The 19,415-nt window shown below is 39.3% G+C and carries 14 protein-coding genes and 1 tRNA gene; 7 read left to right on the plus strand and 8 right to left on the minus strand.

The annotated features are described in order from the left end of the window. Positions 1 to 7: 7 nt before the first annotated feature. Together HFD85_RS19055 and HFD85_RS19060 are read right to left on the minus strand one after the other, a co-directional pair. Positions 8 to 1,501, minus strand: a complete 1,494-nt coding sequence (locus tag HFD85_RS19055) for a sulfatase family protein (RefSeq protein ID WP_167613457.1) — start codon at positions 1,499 to 1,501, stop codon at positions 8 to 10. Between the two features lie 2 nt (positions 1,502 to 1,503). Further along, positions 1,504 to 3,783: a glycosyl hydrolase family 95 catalytic domain-containing protein gene (locus HFD85_RS19060; RefSeq protein ID WP_167613459.1), complete on the minus strand. Its 2,280-nt coding sequence runs from the start codon at positions 3,781 to 3,783 to the stop codon at positions 1,504 to 1,506. A gap of 738 nt (positions 3,784 to 4,521) precedes the next feature. Here HFD85_RS19060 and HFD85_RS19065 point away from each other — a divergent pair. The 4 genes from HFD85_RS19065 to HFD85_RS19080 all read left to right on the plus strand — a co-directional run bounded on the left by HFD85_RS19065 (position 4,522) and on the right by HFD85_RS19080 (position 8,193). Beyond that, positions 4,522 to 5,814: a site-specific integrase gene (locus HFD85_RS19065; protein ID WP_167613461.1), complete on the plus strand. Its 1,293-nt coding sequence runs from the start codon at positions 4,522 to 4,524 to the stop codon at positions 5,812 to 5,814. A gap of 1 nt (position 5,815) precedes the next feature. After that, positions 5,816 to 6,490, plus strand: a complete 675-nt coding sequence (locus tag HFD85_RS19070) for a hypothetical protein (protein WP_167613463.1) — start codon at positions 5,816 to 5,818, stop codon at positions 6,488 to 6,490. A 95-nt stretch (positions 6,491 to 6,585) separates the two neighbouring features. Next, positions 6,586 to 6,840, plus strand: coding sequence for a helix-turn-helix domain-containing protein (locus tag HFD85_RS19075; protein WP_167613465.1), 255 nt, complete (start codon positions 6,586 to 6,588; stop codon positions 6,838 to 6,840). 99 nt (positions 6,841 to 6,939) lie between these two features. After that, a complete protein-coding gene (locus tag HFD85_RS19080; RefSeq protein ID WP_167613467.1) occupies positions 6,940 to 8,193 on the plus strand; it encodes a hypothetical protein in 1,254 nt (417 codons plus the stop codon). A gap of 416 nt (positions 8,194 to 8,609) precedes the next feature. On the opposite strand, the gene HFD85_RS19085 is transcribed toward HFD85_RS19080, so the two are convergent. From HFD85_RS19085 to HFD85_RS19100, 4 genes are all read right to left on the minus strand, one after another. Beyond that, positions 8,610 to 9,299 (minus strand): hypothetical protein, encoded by a 690-nt coding sequence (locus HFD85_RS19085; RefSeq protein ID WP_167613469.1) that lies wholly within the window; start codon positions 9,297 to 9,299, stop codon positions 8,610 to 8,612. Between the two features lie 370 nt (positions 9,300 to 9,669). After that, on the minus strand, positions 9,670 to 12,609 hold the full coding sequence (locus HFD85_RS19090) for a DGQHR domain-containing protein (protein ID WP_167613471.1): 2,940 nt from the start codon (positions 12,607 to 12,609) through the stop codon (positions 9,670 to 9,672). A 7-nt stretch (positions 12,610 to 12,616) separates the two neighbouring features. Then, on the minus strand, positions 12,617 to 13,822 hold the full coding sequence (locus HFD85_RS19095) for a DNA adenine methylase (protein ID WP_167613473.1): 1,206 nt from the start codon (positions 13,820 to 13,822) through the stop codon (positions 12,617 to 12,619). A 259-nt stretch (positions 13,823 to 14,081) separates the two neighbouring features. Then, positions 14,082 to 14,153 (minus strand) — tRNA-Arg (locus HFD85_RS19100). A gap of 192 nt (positions 14,154 to 14,345) precedes the next feature. Here HFD85_RS19100 and HFD85_RS19105 point away from each other — a divergent pair. From HFD85_RS19105 to HFD85_RS19115, 3 genes are read left to right on the plus strand one after another with little or no spacing between them, the layout of a single operon-like run. Beyond that, entirely contained in the window at positions 14,346 to 15,128 is a 783-nt protein-coding gene (locus tag HFD85_RS19105) for an HD domain-containing protein (RefSeq protein ID WP_167613475.1), read from the plus strand. Continuing rightward, positions 15,128 to 15,538, plus strand: coding sequence for a secondary thiamine-phosphate synthase enzyme YjbQ (locus tag HFD85_RS19110; protein WP_167613477.1), 411 nt, complete (start codon positions 15,128 to 15,130; stop codon positions 15,536 to 15,538). The genes HFD85_RS19105 and HFD85_RS19110 overlap by 1 nt, the downstream gene beginning before the upstream one ends. Beyond that, the gene (locus HFD85_RS19115; protein ID WP_167613479.1) at positions 15,538 to 15,756 is read left to right on the plus strand and encodes a (2Fe-2S)-binding protein; all 219 of its coding nucleotides are present in this window, start codon (positions 15,538 to 15,540) and stop codon (positions 15,754 to 15,756) included. Before HFD85_RS19110 ends, HFD85_RS19115 begins: the two co-directional genes overlap by 1 nt. Positions 15,757 to 15,778: 22 nt before the next feature. On the opposite strand, the gene HFD85_RS19120 is transcribed toward HFD85_RS19115, so the two are convergent. Both HFD85_RS19120 and HFD85_RS19125 read right to left on the minus strand, forming a co-directional pair. Continuing rightward, positions 15,779 to 16,735, minus strand: a complete 957-nt coding sequence (locus HFD85_RS19120; RefSeq protein ID WP_167613481.1) for a PorP/SprF family type IX secretion system membrane protein — start codon at positions 16,733 to 16,735, stop codon at positions 15,779 to 15,781. Between the two features lie 21 nt (positions 16,736 to 16,756). Next, a partial coding sequence (locus tag HFD85_RS19125; protein ID WP_167613483.1) for a T9SS type B sorting domain-containing protein occupies positions 16,757 to 19,415 on the minus strand: 2,659 nt, incomplete at its 5' end.

Genomic DNA, 19,415 nt, shown 5'->3' on the forward strand with positions numbered 1-19,415 from the left:
TTAGTGATTAATACTTTCCTAGATTTTCGGAACACCAGTTGTTGTATGAATTCTGTAATTCTTCCACTTTTCCGGGCATTTCTTCAGCCAGATTTACCCTTTCACCGGGATCGTTTTCGAGGTTGAAAAGTTTCAGGCTTAGGTCATTCGAAATAGGTTTGATGTACTGAGCCGAGGGACGACCTTTTCCCCATGATTCGTTGGTGTTGGTCAGTTTCCACGGGCCTTTGCGAACCGCCCAGGTGTTTCCCCATTTCCAAACCATAAGGCGTTTCTGATCGGTTTCCGGTTTCAAAAGACTTTTCCCGTCAATCGTTTGGTCGGTGAGGGTAATGCCGGCCGCATCGGTAATGGTTGGTAAAATATCGGTGGCAGAAACATAATTCGTTTGAACTTTTCCAGCTTCTACTTTTCCCGGCCAGGAAATTGCCATTGGCACACGAATTCCTCCTTCCCACAGCGAATATTTTCCGGCTGAAAGCGGAGCATTTAAAGCACCGGTGATTGGCGAGCCACCGTTATCGGAAATGTATATGATAAGCGTATTCTTATCCAGTCCTTCTGCTTTTAGCGCATCCAAAACACGTCCGATATTATCATCGAGGCAGTTGAGGTTGGCCAGGTAATATTTTCGCATGTCCTCATCCTGAATAGCTCCAAGTCGGGTATATTTTTCGTAGTACGCAGCGTACGAACCGGGCTGTTGATTTCCGAAAGTTTCAATGCTGTCGGGATCGTAATTGTGAATGGGTTTCACCTCGTATTTGTCGAGGTATTTTTGCGGAACCTCATGAATCACATGATGTACCGAATTGTATGCCAGGGTGAGGAAAAAAGGCTGATCTTTTTTCGTTTTAAAATAACTGATGGCCTCGTCGGTGAAAATATCGGTGAGGTAGCCTTCATCGTAGCTTTTATACTCCCGATCCCACATCAAAGGCCCCAGATGCGCACTGGTTCCATTTGGATCTGGTGTGCGTTTGGCACTTTCCTCAGAGTTCAGCCAATAGTCGTGTGCATGTGCGCTAAATCCAAGGAAATGATCATATCCGTGATTCAGAGGATACTCTCTGACATTGAACTTGTGGTAATTTGTTCCGTAATCACTTTTCCCGATTCTGGCTGTTGCGTAACCGGCAGCTTTCAGGTATTCGGCGATGGTAAGTACACTGTCTGGCAGTCCTGGTCCCCAGCTGGCTTTTTCATCCCAACGAAATTGAAATTTTCCGGTATTCAAGCCCGCTCTCGACGGACTGCAAACAGGTGCCGTTGTGTAGGCTTGAGTGAATATCATTCCACTCTCTGCCAGCCGATTCATGTTGGGGGTCGAAATTTCTGCCGAGTGATTTTCAAAGGGTGAAAAGTCGGCATAACCCTGATCGTCGGAAATGATCAACAGGATATTTGGCTGTTTCTGTTCGGCCTTATCGTTTGATTGAGAACAGGAAAGAAGAAGAAGTGCTGCAAATACAGCTGGAATGATTCTTAGTGATTTATGCATGATTAGTTCTTTTGGGTTAATTGAATGTTTTCTCCTGGCTTAGTATTGATATAGATGATGTTGTCTTTTACTGAATATTCCCGATTGACCTTGAAATCGCCTTTAAAAGGATTCGCAATAGCTAAAATTCCACCTTTTTCTGAGGTAATGCTGACATTATCTGTTCTTCCGTCTTTCAGTTCTGCAGACACAACAAATGCTCCGTTGGCTCTTAATTTGGTGAAGCTGGCTGTTTCCCAGTCAGCAGGAATAGCCGGAAATACTCCAATAACTCCTGTGTGACTTTGCAGCAACATTTCCTGAATACCCGAGGCAAAGGCAAAATTTCCTTCGAGCGTAAACGGACGATAAGTAAAGTTAGAATGTCCGGCTTTGCACTGGTCGCCATTCAGGTGAAATGAATTTTTTGAGCAGAAGCATTCAGCAAAAGTGCGCAATGCCTCGGCTGCTTTTTCGCCGTCGAAGGCCCGGGCATAAAGGTTACCCTGCCAGCTAAACGAATAGCCAACCCATGCTGAAGAGCCTTGTTCCGCCAGGTTTTTGAGTGTATTTTCAATTTTTGTTTTATCTGCTTCTCCGTTAGAAATATCTACCAAACCTAACGGATGAAAGGCCATCAGGTGAGAAAAATGCCTGTGCGACTGATCATATGGGAAGCCCGGAGCAAACATAAAGCCCGTTTCCGGATCGATGGCATAATCCGGCCAAAGTTCCAATTCTTTTTTCCACCTTTCAGCATCCTCCTTCAAACCAAGTTCGAGAGCACATTCCTGCGCTTTTGAAAAAGTCCAGCGGATGAGTGCCAGATCGAAATTGGTGGTTTCAGGAAACCAGGCTTTTGCCGAGTTATTGTAAATCTCGGGGCTTGAACTCATCCTAAGTTTATGACTCCCTGATTCAGAAGTTACCGCTATGTTTTCGAAAAAGGTGGCAACGTCTTTTAGCCATGGATAGGTTCGTGTTTCCAGAAAATCCCTGTCCATACTGTATCGCCAGTGTTGGTAGAAATTGTGTCCCAGCCAGGCAGCAACAGTTTGTCCCATCGAATACTGAATCCAGCCACCCATAGCTTCTCCATCCAGTGTGGTAACTCCGGGAACATTCAAGCCTTCAACCTCAAAATAATCGCGTGTATACTTTTTAAACGCCGGGCGGTTATTCCATAACCAGTCAACAAATCCTTTTTCCAGCTGAAGCTGGTTGCCTGCGTACGAAGGCCAGTAACTTAATTGGGTGTTCAGGTCGTGGTGGAAATCGCCTTTCCATGGCGGTATCTGGCCATTGTCCGCGGTCCACACAGCCTGCAACGAAATAGGAGGGGTGTTTTCGCGGGCGGCGGCTCCAAACTTGTACATTTCGAGGAAATACTGCTTTTCCAAAAGCGGATCGGGGATGATGATCGAAGAATGTGCCCAGTAATTCTTCCACCAGGCAAGGTGTTGTTTAAATGATTGGTCGAAACCTTTTGACCGTTCATTTGATACGAGTTCGGTTGCCGGAACGCTTATTTGATTGTGATCCTTCTGAGATGAAATCGACCAGCATCCTTCCAGTACCTTTCCTTTGTTTTGCCATTCAACATGCACCTCGTACGTAAATTCGTTCCATCCTTTCTGTTGGTAGGTTATGCTGTTGGCCTCATTTTTTATTGTACCTGCGGGGTATCCTAATTGACTAAGCGATTGTTTTCCCTGCTCTTTTTCCTTTTCTCCCTGGTAATCGGGGGCGATCAGTTCGGTAGTTAATTCTTCCGGAATATTTTCGAAACAGTACCATCCGATTGATTGATCGGCCTGAATAAAAGTTTTAAGTATGGCACCATTTTCCCACTCAACGGTGCTGCTGGCCGTTGCCAGATCAAGTGTTACCTGTTTTACTTCTCCCAGCCTTTCAACGTCGAATTCGAGTGCCGCTGCCGGAATTTTGGTCGGTGCCGCATAATCATTCGACGGGCGGTCGAACTCTTTATGCACGGTTTGATAATCTCCCGATTTCCAGTATTTATATACATCATTGAATTTCCATTCGTCGAAGTTGATGTTTTCTTTTGGGCGCAGATCCCAAAGATCGGCCCGGTCGAGCGATATGCGAAGTTTTCCGTCTTTTTCCCAAATCAGGCAGCCCAGCATACCGTTACCAAGCGGAACGGCTTCATCCCACTTATCGGCAAGCTGATCGAAAACTAAATTGTGTTGTTCCGATGGCATATTTTGACTCCGTGTGGTAATGGCTATTGTGGATAAGAAGGAAACTAATAAAATGGTGAGGAATTTATTCTTCATTTCGTTTTACTGATTATTAGATGCTCAAAATATTTGATATTGATTGGACGAATGTAAGCATCTGCTTGCTTTCTTTCAATGGATAATTTAATTATTCTATGTACAATATTATTCTGATGATCGGATTTTATTATTATTTGTAAGATGTTTTTAAGACTTGTGAATTAGTTTTTTAGTATTATAGTTTTGGTTGAATTAACAATAAGTGAGAGTTGCTTAAATGGATAATACTGTTTAATTTAATAAAATTAAAAACTCTGATAAGCCAAAGGCAACCGAACAGATATTCCCTTTCTTTTGTGGGTGATTGTATCACCGGTTGTGCACTGGACCACGCTTCTCTTTATTCTGAAAATTACAGGAAGTAATATATGGTTCATGACGACGGCATGCCGTCGGGTGGAAAAACCTGTTTATGCTGTATGAAGCTATGGAGCTGGTATACAATGAAGACGGCAGTATTCAAAACATGGAAGATCAGGTGTAATTTGCTTTTTATACCAACACTAAATGAAGAACAAAAGGCTGCAGTCTTGTTAAAGATGCAGCCTTTTTGTTTGGTGATCCCCACGGAATTAAAACCTTATAGTTGATGAGATAAGATAAAGTAAGCTGTATGCCGCTTGTAGCAGTGTTTTATGCATTTGAGAAAAAGTAAGTATCTAATAAAAATAAGTAAATGTTGTTACAAATGTTGTTACAATGTCTATCTTAGTCGTGTAAATTAAAACTTAAAACATGGCAACCATTCGGTTAATGCTTTCGGGTAACTCCATTGTAGCACGTTTAACGGTCGGACGAGAAGCGAACTTTAGAAAAAGTACTGGTTATAAGGTCGAAGATTCTAACGACTGGATTAAAAGCTCGCAGACTATTTCAGCAGGTCGTGATAAGACAAAACGCGAACTTAAAAACAACGTGGATACTTTAAAAACATTACTTAATAAGCGGTTGCTTAACGAAGTTAATCCTGACGCTAAGTGGTTAGCCGATAACATTGCTGAAATCACAGGAAGAAAGAAGGCTACAGATGAAACTGTTTTGACGAACTATTTTGACTTGTTTATTGAAAAAGCGGGGAATAGAAAGGGCCGAAATGGGAAAGCGGTTTCAACAGGTAGAAAAAGACACTATGCTACTGCAAAAAACAAGGTTCTAATTTTTGACAATCACATAAAGCAAAAAACCCACATCAAAGATGTTGGAAAAGTATGGGGAGAGAGATTTATTGCATATTTAGAAAAGGAGCAGAGATTATCAAAAAGCACTATCGGAAATATGCTTAAAGTTGTTAAAGCTGTTTGCAATGAGGCAGCCCTATCCGGTTTCGAAGTTAATCCAACTTTAAAACATGTTTCAGTAATTCGCGAAGAAACCAAATTCGTTTATTTGAGCTTTAAAGAACTGGATAAAATCGAAGCAAAGGAATTGAAGCAAGACTATTTAGACAATGCTCGTGATTGGCTGTTAATTGGCTGTAATATCGGACAACGAGTAAGTGACTTGCTTGACCTTACTGCGGATAGTATCAAACAAGTTGGTGGAATCGATGTGATCGAGCTACAGCAGAAGAAAACAGGGGAACTTGTTTCTATCCCTATTTCAGATACAGTTCAAAGGATTATTGATAAGCATTCGGGCTTTCCCCGATGTATTTCGGCACAGAAGTTTAATACATATATCAAAAAAGTAGTTGAACTTACTGGAATTAAAGAAAAGGTTGAAGGAACTAAGCTCGATAATGTGGGTACCGAAAAAAATCCGATATATCGAAAAGTGTCGGGAAGGTTTGAAAAACATGAGTTAGTTACTTCTCACATATGTAGGAGATCATTTGCATCCAATTACTATGAAACGGAGATGCCTACGGAGTTAATAATGGCGATTACAGGTCACAAGACAGAAACTCAATTCAGAGAATATATCGGGCTTCCACCTCGTTCACATATCGGAAGAACATTTGACTATATGAAGCAGATTGAGCAGAAGCGGAAAAAGGAACCTGTTATGAATGTTAAAAGAGCTATGTAGTATGGGATTTATAGCGAAAGCCAACAATTTTTTCATGCAACTCCAATATGACTTCGCAATTTCTGATGGATTCTATGAGGTTGAATTAGGATTTCAGAAAGCTTACCAACCTACTCCTGAGCAGTTTGTTGAGATAATCGAAAAGTACGGAATTGATTATCCATTTCTTGCGGGAGCAAAGATTGTCGAATTAAAGAATTTAGCAAAGAAAGATGGTTTTACAAATCAGGAAGCCATTAATCTGTTTAATGAGCTTAAGACAACTTACTGGACGGCAAATGGAGTAGTTCAACTTTATAGCCCCTCTGGGGTAGATGTATTACGATATCTACAAGAAACTCGTCAAGATATATTTGAGCAACTTGTAGAATCGTTCGGAAGAAAGGGAGCTAAGATAGAACTTCGTCATGTAAAGCTGTTCTGCGAACTATGTAACGCTTCTGGTTTGGTAAGTCTTAATGATTTTAGTTCAGTTGAGAAATATTGTGAATTCGTGCTGCAGAAATACAATATTGATTTTACCATAAGGCGAGTTAAATATTTTGCGGAAAGGGTAAACGAGATAGACGATATTGGATTGGCGGAAGAAGTTAAGGAATTAATTCTCCCAAAAATTCCAGAACCTGATCGAATGAAAATTCAAGAAAAGATTAAACAAGCCGGCAACTTTATTTAGCCGGTTTTTTTTGTCTTTTTTTTGTCCCGGACATTCAAAAGGACACTTATCAAAGTGGGCTAAACTTGCTTGCAGAAACTACAAAAATTACGAATATGCAAGCAGTAACTATCGTTCAAATTACAATTGATGAACTCGAAGAAAGAATTAGTAAAGCAGTTCAGTCAAGTTTAAAAACTCCTAAAGAAGCAGAGGAGTTCATTCCACGAAAAGAGTTGGCCGCTAAACTCGGAGTAACACTACCTACCATTGATCAATGGAGGCGCGAAGGCAGAATTAAAGCCTATGCGATTGACAGAAAAGTTTATTTCAAACGCTCCGAAATTGAACAGGCTATGAAGCCTGTTTAATAGGGTTCTAATCCTTGCAGAACTAATAAAGTGTGTGTTAAGTACTTGGAGCATAGGTGTTATGCAAAGAGTGGTAACAACATTCTGTACAACATGAGCGTGGGCAACGAAAAATATAAGTATTCTCAACTGATTCCTTGGCGAATTTTCGAAGACATTCAAGAGATTGAAAATCATGTCAAGCCGAAAATAAAAGGTTATAAACGGGAGTATCTTTTTGAAGTTATTTCATTAGTTGCCTCAAAAATCAGAAAAGAAGAAAATGGTGATGAATCAGGTCAACTGCAAATAAAATACCTTAAAGATTTAGTGCCCCAAGGTCATCTCTATTTGTATGAACTGATTGACCTTGGTATAATAATTCGCACTGGTCGCTATTTGGTTGGAGATAGAAGCTTTAGTTATAAGTTCTCTGAAAACTTCAATGGTAAGTACAAACGAATTGAACTTAGCAATATGAAGTTGTTAAGACGAATTGAGAAAGTCCATCAATCCAGTAGGCAAAAACTGAAATCTTCGACGAGAGGTAGGTCGGAACAGATTAAGAATTTACGGAAACTAAAAATAGAGGATGCGGTTTTCGATGAAATTGAAAGGTTGTATCCAGATGGAGAAAATCAAAAATATAACTATGCTTTGAGTGTGGCAGTAGGTATCAAAAACGGAGCAATCAGGTACAATGTCGACAAAACATCACAGAGATTTCATTCAAACGTCACGAATTTGCCAAGTGCATTGGTTCCATTCTTGCGAATAGATGGTAAAGAACTTTCAGAGGTTGATATTAAAAATTCACAACCGTTTCTAAGTTCCATCTTATTTACAAATCCATCAAAATTTTCTTTTCTCGCAGATGAAGAATTTGCAATGATTCTACAGTCTCTGCAAGTGAATGTTAGCGAGGATGTTATGCGTTATCTTTCACTTGTAACGTCAGGACATATTTACGAGTTTGTTCAAGATGAGGCTGTGAAATACAACCTGGTTCTTGATAGAGATTCGGCTAAGTCGCATGTATTTAGATTTCTTTTCGGTGCGATTTACACTCCAAAACAACATGAAAAGAAAAGTGTGAATGAAATCTTCTATAATAATTTCCCAACCGTTTGCTCTGTCCTAACTCAGCTAAAGAAATGTCACTACAAGAGTCTTGCGATTTTCCTTCAAAGAATTGAATCATACCTAATGCTTGAAATTATCGGCAAGCGGATTGATTCGGAAATTGGAGTTTTTCTTACGAAGCATGATTCTATTCTTCTGACCGATAATGTTGAAGGTGCAAAAAAAATTGTAAACGAAGTTTTTTCTGACTTTCTGAGTATCACACCTAAGTTAAAAGTAAAGAAGGGATAGGGAGGGAGGGGGAGTATACTAACTAATATGAATCCACGAATCTTATAAATTACTGATAATTAAACTCATAAATCAAAAATTACATAAATATGAAGACGGAAGAATTAGTTGAACTGGCTCGGTCAGATAGTTTTTACCACAAACAGACTGCAGTACTTGAAATGTATAAGCGTGGGTGGACGGTTAGCAAGATAATTGAAGAAACTGGAATACGGGAGTTTGAAATAAGGTACTTTTTAAGTTTAAATTGAATGCCTACCCGTTAATTGCCATTTTTGCCGATCTCTACCGTTAAAATAATTTTTAAATAGATTTCCTTGTTTAGTGCAATAATAAGCGTTTAAACGGCTAAAAATAGCGTGTGGCGGAAGCATAGAATATTTGATGTCTTGCGTGCTTTTTTGTAACCATTACGGTTAAAGTAGATCTGCTCCTGTTTTACTTGATTCTGCTTCTTGTTTTTTTCGGGCTTGGTATTCTTGTTCTGCAATATCAGTACGGTTAATATTCAGTAATAGATTATATTCAACTCCGTTGCATCTTACAATTACATCTATATCCTTGTTCCCTAATTCCCAACTTGAACATGATGCTATGTCTCCTTTGTTTAACTCATTCCATTTTGGCAGACCTTTCTCGCTTTTAGGCTCTCCATATTTTTCTTTAAGGACTGACATTAATGAATTGTACTGCTGTTGCATTCTGCTATCGTAATCATCATATTTAATGTCGTTGCCCCATAAAGAAACATAATAAAGTTTGTTGTCGTAAAAACTTCCATAAATGTCGGAAAAACCATATTGCCCGATGTGGTAAGAAGGGTACGGACTTGAGTCTAATCTTTTCAAATATTGAGATTTTTGGGTGTTAAACTCCTTTTTGGAGATTTCAAAATTAATATTTGCGATTGCTATTTTTTCCTCAACTCTGTTTATACTATCCCTTTTGGCTTGTTCTGCTATCAGTCTGGATTCCTCAGCTTGCTTAGTGGCTAATTGAATTGAATCCTGAAATTGTTGTTGTCTTAATTGTTCTTGTTTTTTTGTTTGTAATCCACAGCCTGCAAAAAGAATTGTAATCATTAATAACAAGGTTGAAAGTTTCATTTGGTTTTTACAATGGTTGCTTAGGGTTCCAATAAGCAGATTAAAAAAAAGATGGCGTGAACCCATGCTACAAACTGAAGGTATCGCCAAACACCCAAAGAGAATAACACAAGGACACGCCAATACTGGCGTGATACTCTTGTTTTATCTCTTTGAAAGAATTGGCGATTTTTCAGTTTTAAAACAATAGCATCGCTATCTGATATTTTTATTTTCTGTATGCTAATATAATCTATTTACTATAATTCTATATTAATATTTCTACTAATGTCAATGGCATTACTACTGCTAAACATTTAGTATGGTGATTTTGCAAAAATGTTAGATAGTTGTAGTGGTAGCCTGAGATCTAACCAGTGCGCTGCTGGAATTATTCAACGTTGAGTTTTGGAAGCAACCATTCTCCTATTTCAGCAATCATTTTATATTCTGCTTCGGTAACCTTTTCTCTTTCTGGATGAGAAAATTTTTGTCGCACTGTGTTCAGTCGATTTATCCATTCAATTCTTTTGGCAATTTTAACGCTTTCTAATCCCGGAGGAGTGAAGACATTGAGGAAAAGCTCTGTGTTGTCCATTATGATTTTTTGATAATGGATAGTCAATAGATAATTTTCATCTGGTTCTTTATTGCCTTGATCAATAGCAGTATTGCTACAGTATTTCCGAATATCCTTGTGAACTCCTTCAATCCACCAGTTTTTTAATCCATAGTGTTTTTTTAGTTCCGCAAATATATATTCTCTCATGCCCAACTGTATCTGATCACCAAGTAGTTTTGTGGGATTATTAAATTGTCCAGAAGTATCTTTAATCCATTGTTGGAGGCCAGGAGGGTCATAGTCCTCATGATCTTTGTGTACTGCATGTTGAAATTCTGGAAGTATTTTTTTCACTGCGCCAGTACCATAATAACCTCTGAGTTTTTTTAGCTCGCTTGGATTAAGGCTATTGAGAAAAATGGCCACAGAGTCAATGTAGGGTTTTATCTGTTTAAAGATTCCCTCAGCATTTTCCTTATGGACTTCAAATCCGTCGTTAACTTCGTGTTTCAATAAATCGTCAAGTAATCTTAAGAAGGATGAGATCCCGACATTCATTGCAATAAATCCTCCTTCTCCACTGCCTTTATCCCATTGTTCTGAACATTCTGACTCTAAAACATTAAGAGATAGTACGATAAACTTAAAGCATTTTTCCAGAGTTTCTTCGAAGTCTCCAGTCCAGAAATACCCAGTTTTGGTCAGCTTTCTTTTTTGTATTAATCCTAAAAACAGTGTTGGATTTATACCCCAGCTTAATAGTTGTTCAAGAGTAAGGCACCTTAAAGTATTTTTGGACTCTTCACTTAAAATAATTCGCTTATATAATGGAGAATTATCATCTGTTCCTAATTTGTGGATTAGTCTGGTTTTTAATGCGTCAAACGCTTCGTCTTGACTTGCTGAACCCCAATTAAATTCCGACATCATTGTTCTAAGTAAATTTCGAGGGACTGATTTTTGCGTATTATTTATGTCTATGAAAATTTTGGTCTGATCTTCAGCAGGTAGATCTTCAAATGCTACTACGGGAAGCTCGTCCGTGTATCTGTTTTTAATGCCACCATAACCAAATATCCTGTGTTGTCCATCAACAATAAATGCTGACCTATAATAGTTAGGTAGGGTTAAGATTCCAAGTTCCGTGTATCCATCATGTTCCATTGAGCTTGAGAGCGGACTAAAATTTAATCCCTTCGAATTTCCATTATTGTCTAACGTTTTGAAATTGATAATTACAGAATTAGGAAAGAATCCTTGTTTTTCACTTACATACTTGCTGATATCCCTAACTCGTGAACCTTTAATCATCCTTTGATAGCTTTCAAAAGCTTCTGCTGAAGTGTCGGTTCTATGCAGAACAAAACCAATATTTAGCAAGGTTTCAGGTTTGACCGAGAAGGAATAATAAGTATGTCCCCCCATGGTTCCTTTAATTGCGGGTATATTTGTCGGATCTCCTGGGATCTTTTCCTGCTCATATAGTTTTCCGAACATTTGGTACTTTGTGGCATGGTCAAGGTTTTTAGCTATTTCCCACCAATAATCAATTTCATCTTGGTTCATATGGAAGATGCCAATATCTTGCATACGTGCCTTATCATTGTCACTTACAACGTAATTGTTGGTTGCGAATATCCACGCAATTCGGATTTGTTTTTCAAGAGATTCATTCAGAGTTTTCTGGATTCCAGACATCATTTGGCCGATTTCTGCAATGTCTTTTTGAAAACTCTTTGATTTTCTCGACTGTGCACTTTTGCACTCAATAATAACGGCAGTGTCCTCATCGATTGCAATAACATCAATTTGCTTGGGTGGAACTAAGCTACTTTTGCTGTGCGTTATTTTAAAATTTCTATCGGAATTTAACCACGTGAAGCCTGCCTTTGCAAACACTGCCCAAACTTTGTCCTCGAATGCTTCGTTATGTGGTTTTTTCTTCTGGTATTTATTAGAACTTTTTAATGACTTGGCCAATGTCCATCCTTCGTTGAGATATTCTTCTTTTCTTATCTTTTTGTCTACTTTGGTAATGAATTCAGAATATTTCGAATTAATTCTTCTTGCCGAAATTTCCGAGATGTGATCCAGACCTTTTAAAGGAGGATTGGGAATTATAAAGTCTTCGTCCTGATCTGTGTTAAAGTTTAAGATAGGTTGTCCTCCAATCCATTCATTGAATTGCGATTTATTTAATCCTAAAACTTTATCAAATCCTACCTCTTGGCATTTTTCGAATAAATTTGAATTTATCTCATCATCACTGATGCCAATAAGTTTTAAACGATCTTCAAGTACGTTTCTAAACAAAGCTCCAAGGTCGCCATCCGCATAGAGTGGTGAGATGTCATATTCCACAACCTTTGAAAGTCTTTGGTTGGATTTAGCTGCTTTGCCTGCTATTAAAACACTTCTAATATTCGTTTGGACTTTCCTATTTAGTGAACCAGGTTTATTGTATAGAAATACTCCTTTAAAATTCTTTTTCATATAGAATTGCTTAAAATCATCAACAATATCTATATGAGTTAATAGGGCAGCCATTAAAGCAAAATAACTTCTGGTTTCTCTGTGCTTCACAACTTCCAGCCAATATTCAGGAATATTGTCTAAATCAGTTGTGCCGAGAAGTGCCTTAATTACGGGTTGATCGACTTGGCCTGCGATTACCTGAGATAAATCACCATCAGCGATTAATTCAACAGCATGGACAATTGAGTATCTTGTCCAAGAAGTTTTAAGTTTAGCGGTGTTTAGATTATTCATTTATTGATTATTTTGGGACAACAAAAACTAAAATTTCATTAACGTTTCTACTTTTATCTTTGGCTCTACCCATTGTGCTGTGAGTGTAATTCTTCTCTTTTTCGTAGATATCATAATAATTTGTTGAATTTTCAGCAATCTCTTTTACCTTTTGTAGATTAATCATTCCAGTGTTGCTATAACTCAAAACCAATTTGAGTTTTTTCTGTGATGTAATCGTGAAAAGGTTTTTGAATGCATTTTCAACATTAGCACTTTGGCAAAAAGGTGATTGATGTCTTTCATTGCGATATCTCCCCTTGTGAGCGATCTCAGGATAATCGTATTTTACCAGAGTTTCAAACGCATGGTAAAATCTTGAGTAATGGACAAAATTATATGGAGGATCAGCATAGACCAGAGAACCATCTGGAATCTGCTCTAAGCATTCCATATAATCAAGAGATGTGAATACGTGTTCTTTATCGTGAATACTACTGTAGTTTAACAACTCGGAGAACTTTTTTTCAAAATAAGGTTGAATATTTTTTCTTCGATATATCAAAATATCCATCATTGATGATGCCTTATTCGCATCTCTGTACTGTGCAAAATGGCCTGTGCTTTGTGCATTGTATGCCATCGCATGCATAAGTGCAGAAATTATAAGAGGATAAATAGTTTCCTTTGCGTAAAAATCTGCAGCTTTTCTATATGCATCTATCCAAACGCACTGCTCAAATGACCAATATGTGCCGGAATAATACTTGGTAAATAGGTGAAAATCTTGTCCGTCAAAATTATGATTAATTAGTGCTTGCTGGCTTTTTTCCAGTTCTTGAAACTCAGATAGAGTAATGCCAGATTTATAGATAAATCGAAATGAAGATAAGTTGGTTTTTATGCTCTTAACGTGCTCTTCGGCAATATATGTTATTTGCTGTAAGATTCCTTGAAATTTGTTCTGGTTTATTGGAGAGAGATATGTTTTGGAAAGTATTTCAGAATATTCTTGAATATCATTTGACCAAATTCTAGCATCATCTTTAAGAGTAGCACCAATTACTCCAGAGCCTGCAAAAAGATCGCAAATCAGTTCTCCATTATGGACAGATCTAATTCCATCTATAACGAACTTTAATAGCTCTCTTTTTGATCCCATGTATTTGATAATTGGGGGAGGAGGAGATATTTTATTGCTCTTAACTTTCAAATTTATTTTATCGGTAATCATTAATTTGTACAGTGGTCTTACATAAAGGAAGTTCTTAATTTATTTTGCTTACAACAAAGAAAGTGATTATTTGGAGCTCCACAATAAAAGTTTTGAACGATAAAAATTGCTTTGTGCTGAATTACTTTGTTGTACTTTTAATGGCATTCATAGGTCTATTTTATGTGTTTAGATTATTCCCGTTGTTATAGTTGTTGTTACGGAAATAAAATAGACAGCCATAAGTAGCTGTCTATTAGGTCATTGTGAGTTTGCTTAGTGATCCCCACGGGACTCGAACCCATATCGTCAGAACCGGAATCTGAAATTCTATCCATTGAACTAGGGGACCGGATTCGGCTGCAAAAATAGCAAAATTCCACAATCTCTGAACTTTATTTCCATTTCATTCCTTTTCGCAATTGGGGCCGGCTTTCAGTAGAAAATTAAAAATCGTATTTGTTAAGATGTTGATAATTTTCGGTCGCCGATATTAAGCCTTGAAGCATATTCAACTACATTTGCGCAATATTAAGAGGATAAGATGGAGGAAAGGGTAACCCGCGCACAATCGGATTTCACAGTCTATTACGAATCGTTTAAAGGCCTGACGGCGCAACAAAAGGACAATTTTGCCATAAAATACGATCATTCGATACGGGTGGCAGAACTGTGTTTTTCGCTGGCACTAAAACTCGGTTGGACAGAAGAACAGCAGTCGCTGGCTTATTGTACGGGATTGTTTCACGATATTGGCCGCTTTAGCCAGTTGTTAGAGTTTGATACTTTTCACGACTCAAAATCAGTTGACCATGCCGAATACTCGGTAAAGGTTTTAAGTGAAGAAGCATACCTGGCCGCGTTTACTGAAGAACAACAAACAGCAATTCTGGAAGCCATTCGGTACCATAATAAACGCGAACTTCCGCGCGAACTTTCAGCAAGTGGGGCAGAGCTGGCAAAATTGCTTCGCGATGCCGATAAACTCGATATTCTGAAAGTGCTCACCGATTATTATACCCAGCCCCGATCGACACCCAATCATACTTTAACCTGGGAAATGCCTGCCGGAACAGCGGTTACAAAAGCGGTCGCAAAACAGGTATTGGCAGGTGAACTGGTGAATAAGGAGCTGGTGGCAAATCAGATGGATATAAAAATAATGCAACTTTCGTGGGTGTTCGACTTGAACTTTAAACCGTCTTTTAAGTTACTTATGGAAAAGCGTTTTACCGAAAAGATCTACGGAACCTTGCCAAAAAACGATACGGTTATCCAGATCTATCGTACTGTAAAAGTTTATTCAGAGAACAAAGTACTGAGTTAATGCAGGAAATTCTAAAAGTAGCCACAAATAAAAGCAACACTTTAGTAGACGTAAGCGAGCAGGTACGAGATATTGTTCGTCGTTCGAATGTGAGCACCGGTCTTGTGAATGTTTATGTTCAGGGAGCCACTGCAGGAATAATGATCCAAGAAAACTGGGACGATTCGGTGCAGAATGATGTCGTTACCCTGTTTCGCAAACTGATCCCGGCAGGAGTTTGGGAACACGATGCCCAGGATAACAACGGCGATTCGCATTTAAAAGCCGGTATTGTTGGCCCCGGTGAAACGATCCCGATTGTTGAGGGAAAGTTGGGACTTTCAACCTGGCAAAATATATTTTTGTGCGAATTCGATGGCCCCCGCGAAGAACGAAGTATAGTAGTAACCATTATAAATGCTGAAAAATAATGGCTAGAAAACTGGTTTGTATTTGTAACCTGGTGTTAGAAAGCGAGATTGAGGAAGTGCTCGAAAAAGGTGCTGATACCACGCAGCAGATTCAGGATCATACACGTGCCGGAACTTCTTGCGGGCGTTGCCTGATGGAAATCGATGTTCTTGTTGAGGAGCATAAAAAAAAGAAACCCGAAAGCCATCAATCTAGATTGGAATTCGGGTTCGAATAATACACAACATCAAATATTTTTATCAGAAGTATCTGTGGATCACTTCATCTGCGATTTTGCTTATTTCGTATGAAACCATGATTTCGTGTGTCCCATTTTGGTAACCGCCAATTTCACCGAAGGCAAAATCAACCGAATAACCAATCCGTAGCTTGTTATTGATTACCCATTGAGCAAGGAATCCATACGCAGCGCCGGTTCTGTACATGCCACCCAACCATACTTTTTCAGCAATCAGGAAATTGGCTGATAAGTCGAGCTGAGCAGGAGCACCTTTCACCATTTTAGCCAGCGCTGTAGGTTTGAATTTTACTTTTTCCGACAGGTCGAAAACATATCCACCCATAACGTAATAGTGGCGCAATTCAGCCTGGCTCGAATAGTTGTTGTAGTTGTTATTGAATTCGTTGTTCACGATCTTAGGAATAGAAATACCGGCATAAAATTTATCATCGTACATGAACAATCCGATACCAAAGTTAGGCATGAATTTGTAATCGACTTCTCCCTGGAAAAACGGGTCGTCAGGTGTAAGTACCTGGTAATCGCTCAGGTTGTTCGAATAAGCCGAGAATCCGGCTTTTAATCCCATCCGAAGTTTAACGTCGTTGGTCAGCTGCACCATGTGCGAGTAATCAGCAAATACCGAAAAACGTTTTTCCTTACCGTATTTATCGTTGATCAGGTTTAAACCATAACCTGTTCTTCCGTTTTTGTGCAGATCCTGGAACGAAAAGGTCTGGGTCGATGGAGCTCCATCGATACCCACCCATTGTTCGCGTGCCAGTAACATAAATCCCATGGCATTCCATGTTCCGGCATAAGCCGGGTTAATGGTTTGTGTATTGAACATGTATTGCGTGTAGGTTGGTTCCTGTTGCGCATATACATTTGTTGAAACCAGTACCATGAATACGATAATCCATTGTACACAATTTTTCAAACTCACGATTTGTTTTTTGTTATTTAAAGCTTTCATCGTCTTGTGTTTTTAAATGGATTAGTAATTAATAAACAAGGTTCCTTTTTCAACGGTATTACCGTCCAGTATCAGAATGTAGATGTAGGTTGCCGGAGGCACTTTACCGCTACCAACGGTGAGTGAATTATCCGATCGGCCATCCCACCATGCATCTGCCTTGTTACTTCCCCATATTGCATAGTTTCCGTAGTGTTCTTTTTCGAAGATCAGGTTACCCCAACGGTTGTAAATGTACAAGTGTGCATCAGGATATTCTTCTCCGAACAATGTATTATTTGTGTCGTCCGGATTCAGCTGAATTTCGAAATAATCATTTTTGTTATCCGTATTCGGTGAGAAACCTTCTGGAATCACCAGACCTATTGGACGAACCGGGCGTGTAGTGTCAGGATCTTCTGGTTTAACATAGTCATCGCGCCAGTCACGAACACCATTTATGGTGTCGCCTGCCATATCCTGCAGCGGAGCATTGCTTCCGATTGCATTCAGTCCGGTCAACCATTGTGTTGTGGTGTTGTATGTATCATAAGCATCATCCAGACCGTCTTTATCAGTGTCATTTCCAGTAGGTTGTACATCAGCAATAGTATCATGTGGCATTGCATCCCATCCTTCAACAGCGTCTTCAATTCCGTCGCCATCTGTATCTGTATCCAGGTAGTCAGGAGTACCATCAAGATCAGTATCCCATGGAGAATAAGAATAACCACCGTTTTCTGAGTCGTAAGCATCATCCCATCCATCACCGTTGGTGTCATTTCCTGTTGGTTGAACGTAGTCTTCAGTACCCCCTTCTGCAATGGTTGACTGCCATTCAATGTTGTCAACAATACCGTCGTTGTCGGAGTCGATGTCCAGACGGTCAACAATACCGTCACCATCTGAATCTAAAGTTGACTGATTCAATGCGTTTTCCTCTTCAATTACATCAAGTATTCCGTCATCGTCATCGTCAATATCAGTTACATCCGGAACTCCGTCGCAATCTGAGTCAAGTTGAACATAGATTGTTGCTTCGGCAGATGAACAATTTTCTCCGTCGGTGTTGCTACAGATGGTATAGGTAAACTGGATTACCGCTTCTGATAATTCTTCGTTGGCATAAAGTACCTGACCATCGGTTAAACTTACCTGAACATTTTCTGGAAGGTTATCAGCTGTAAGTGTTACTCCTGAAGCACCAATACCTTCGTCGTTAGCCAGCAGGTTGAACTCTCCGTTAACAATTCCACCCGGACAAACAACCAGGGTAAGAACGTCGGGTTCAGCCAGTACTCTAACTTGTCCGCAGTCTGCATCGCCGGCTTCTACTGTAACAATAGCAGTATCGGTTGCTACATTTCCGTTTGCATCGATAACGGTAAGGATAACTTCGTTTGTACCTACGTTGGCACAAGTGAAATCAGTTTTGTCGATAAACATGGTATCAATCGAACAGTTGTCGGTTGAACCGTTATTAATGTCCTCAACAGTGATTGTTGCAGTACCATTGGCATCAAGAGCGATGATGGTGTCCTTGCTAACGGCGATCGGTGCACTGTCGTCGCCAACAGTTAAGTTGATGGTAAGAATACTGTCGCAACCAACTGAATTGGTCAGAGTCTGCCTATAAATACCTGTTTCAGTATATGTTTCATCATTGATGGTAAATGCAGAACATGTACTTGCAATAATGGTTTCTTGAGAACTTTCAAGAACAGTTGCGATGATGGTTAAAGTGCTATCGCAACCGGCAGCATTTGTAAGCGTCTGTGTATATGTTCCTGAAGTGGTGTATTCAACATCGTTTACAGTTACTACATCACAATCAGAAATTTCGATAGTTTCCTCAGAGCTTTCAAGAACGGTTGCTATAATTGTCAGTGTACTGTCGCATCCGGCTGCGTTAGTCAGGTTCTGAGTGTAAGTTCCTGAAATTGTATAAACGGAATCGTTAACAGTAACCGAACCACATCCTTCAACTTCAATGGTTTCAGCTGTCGGCTCCAGAATAGTAACATTGATGGTAAGCGTACTGTCGCAACCTGCAGCATTTTCCAAATTCTGAGTATATGTACCCGATTCTGTGTAAACTTCATTATTTACAGTTACAGAGTTACAATCGCTAACATCGATGTTTTCTTCTGTACTTTCCAGAATTGTGAGGTTCAATGTAATTGTCAGACCGCAACCGTTACTTGTTGTCAGGCCTTGGACATAACGTCCGCTTTGCCTGTATACCCGACCGTTCAGTTCGTATGATCCGCAGGCAGTTCTGGTCAAAGTTTGTTCAGCACTTTCATTAACGGTTAAATTAATTGTCAAAATGCTGTCACATCCTTCGGAATTAGTTAAAGTTTGTGTGTAAACTCCGCTTTCAGTATATGTGATGCCATTTAAGGTTAACTGGTCGCATACTATTCTTTCAATAGTTTCTTCAGTCGGCTCGAGGATGGTAACATCAACAGTAAGAGTTGAGTCACAACCTGCAGCGTTTTTCAGCATTTGTGTGTAAACACCTGTAGCAGTATAAACTGAATCGTTCACGGTAACAGTTTCGCAACCGTCAACATAAATGGTTTCAGTAGTTGGTTCCAGAATGGTAACATCAACAGTCAGCGTTGAGTCACAACCTGCAGCATTTTTCAGCATTTGTGTGTAAACACCTGTAGCAGTATAAACTGAATCGTTTACAGTA

The sequence above is a fragment of the Maribellus sediminis genome (assembly GCF_011799805.1).
Taxonomy (GTDB): domain Bacteria; phylum Bacteroidota; class Bacteroidia; order Bacteroidales; family Prolixibacteraceae; genus Draconibacterium; species Draconibacterium sediminis_A.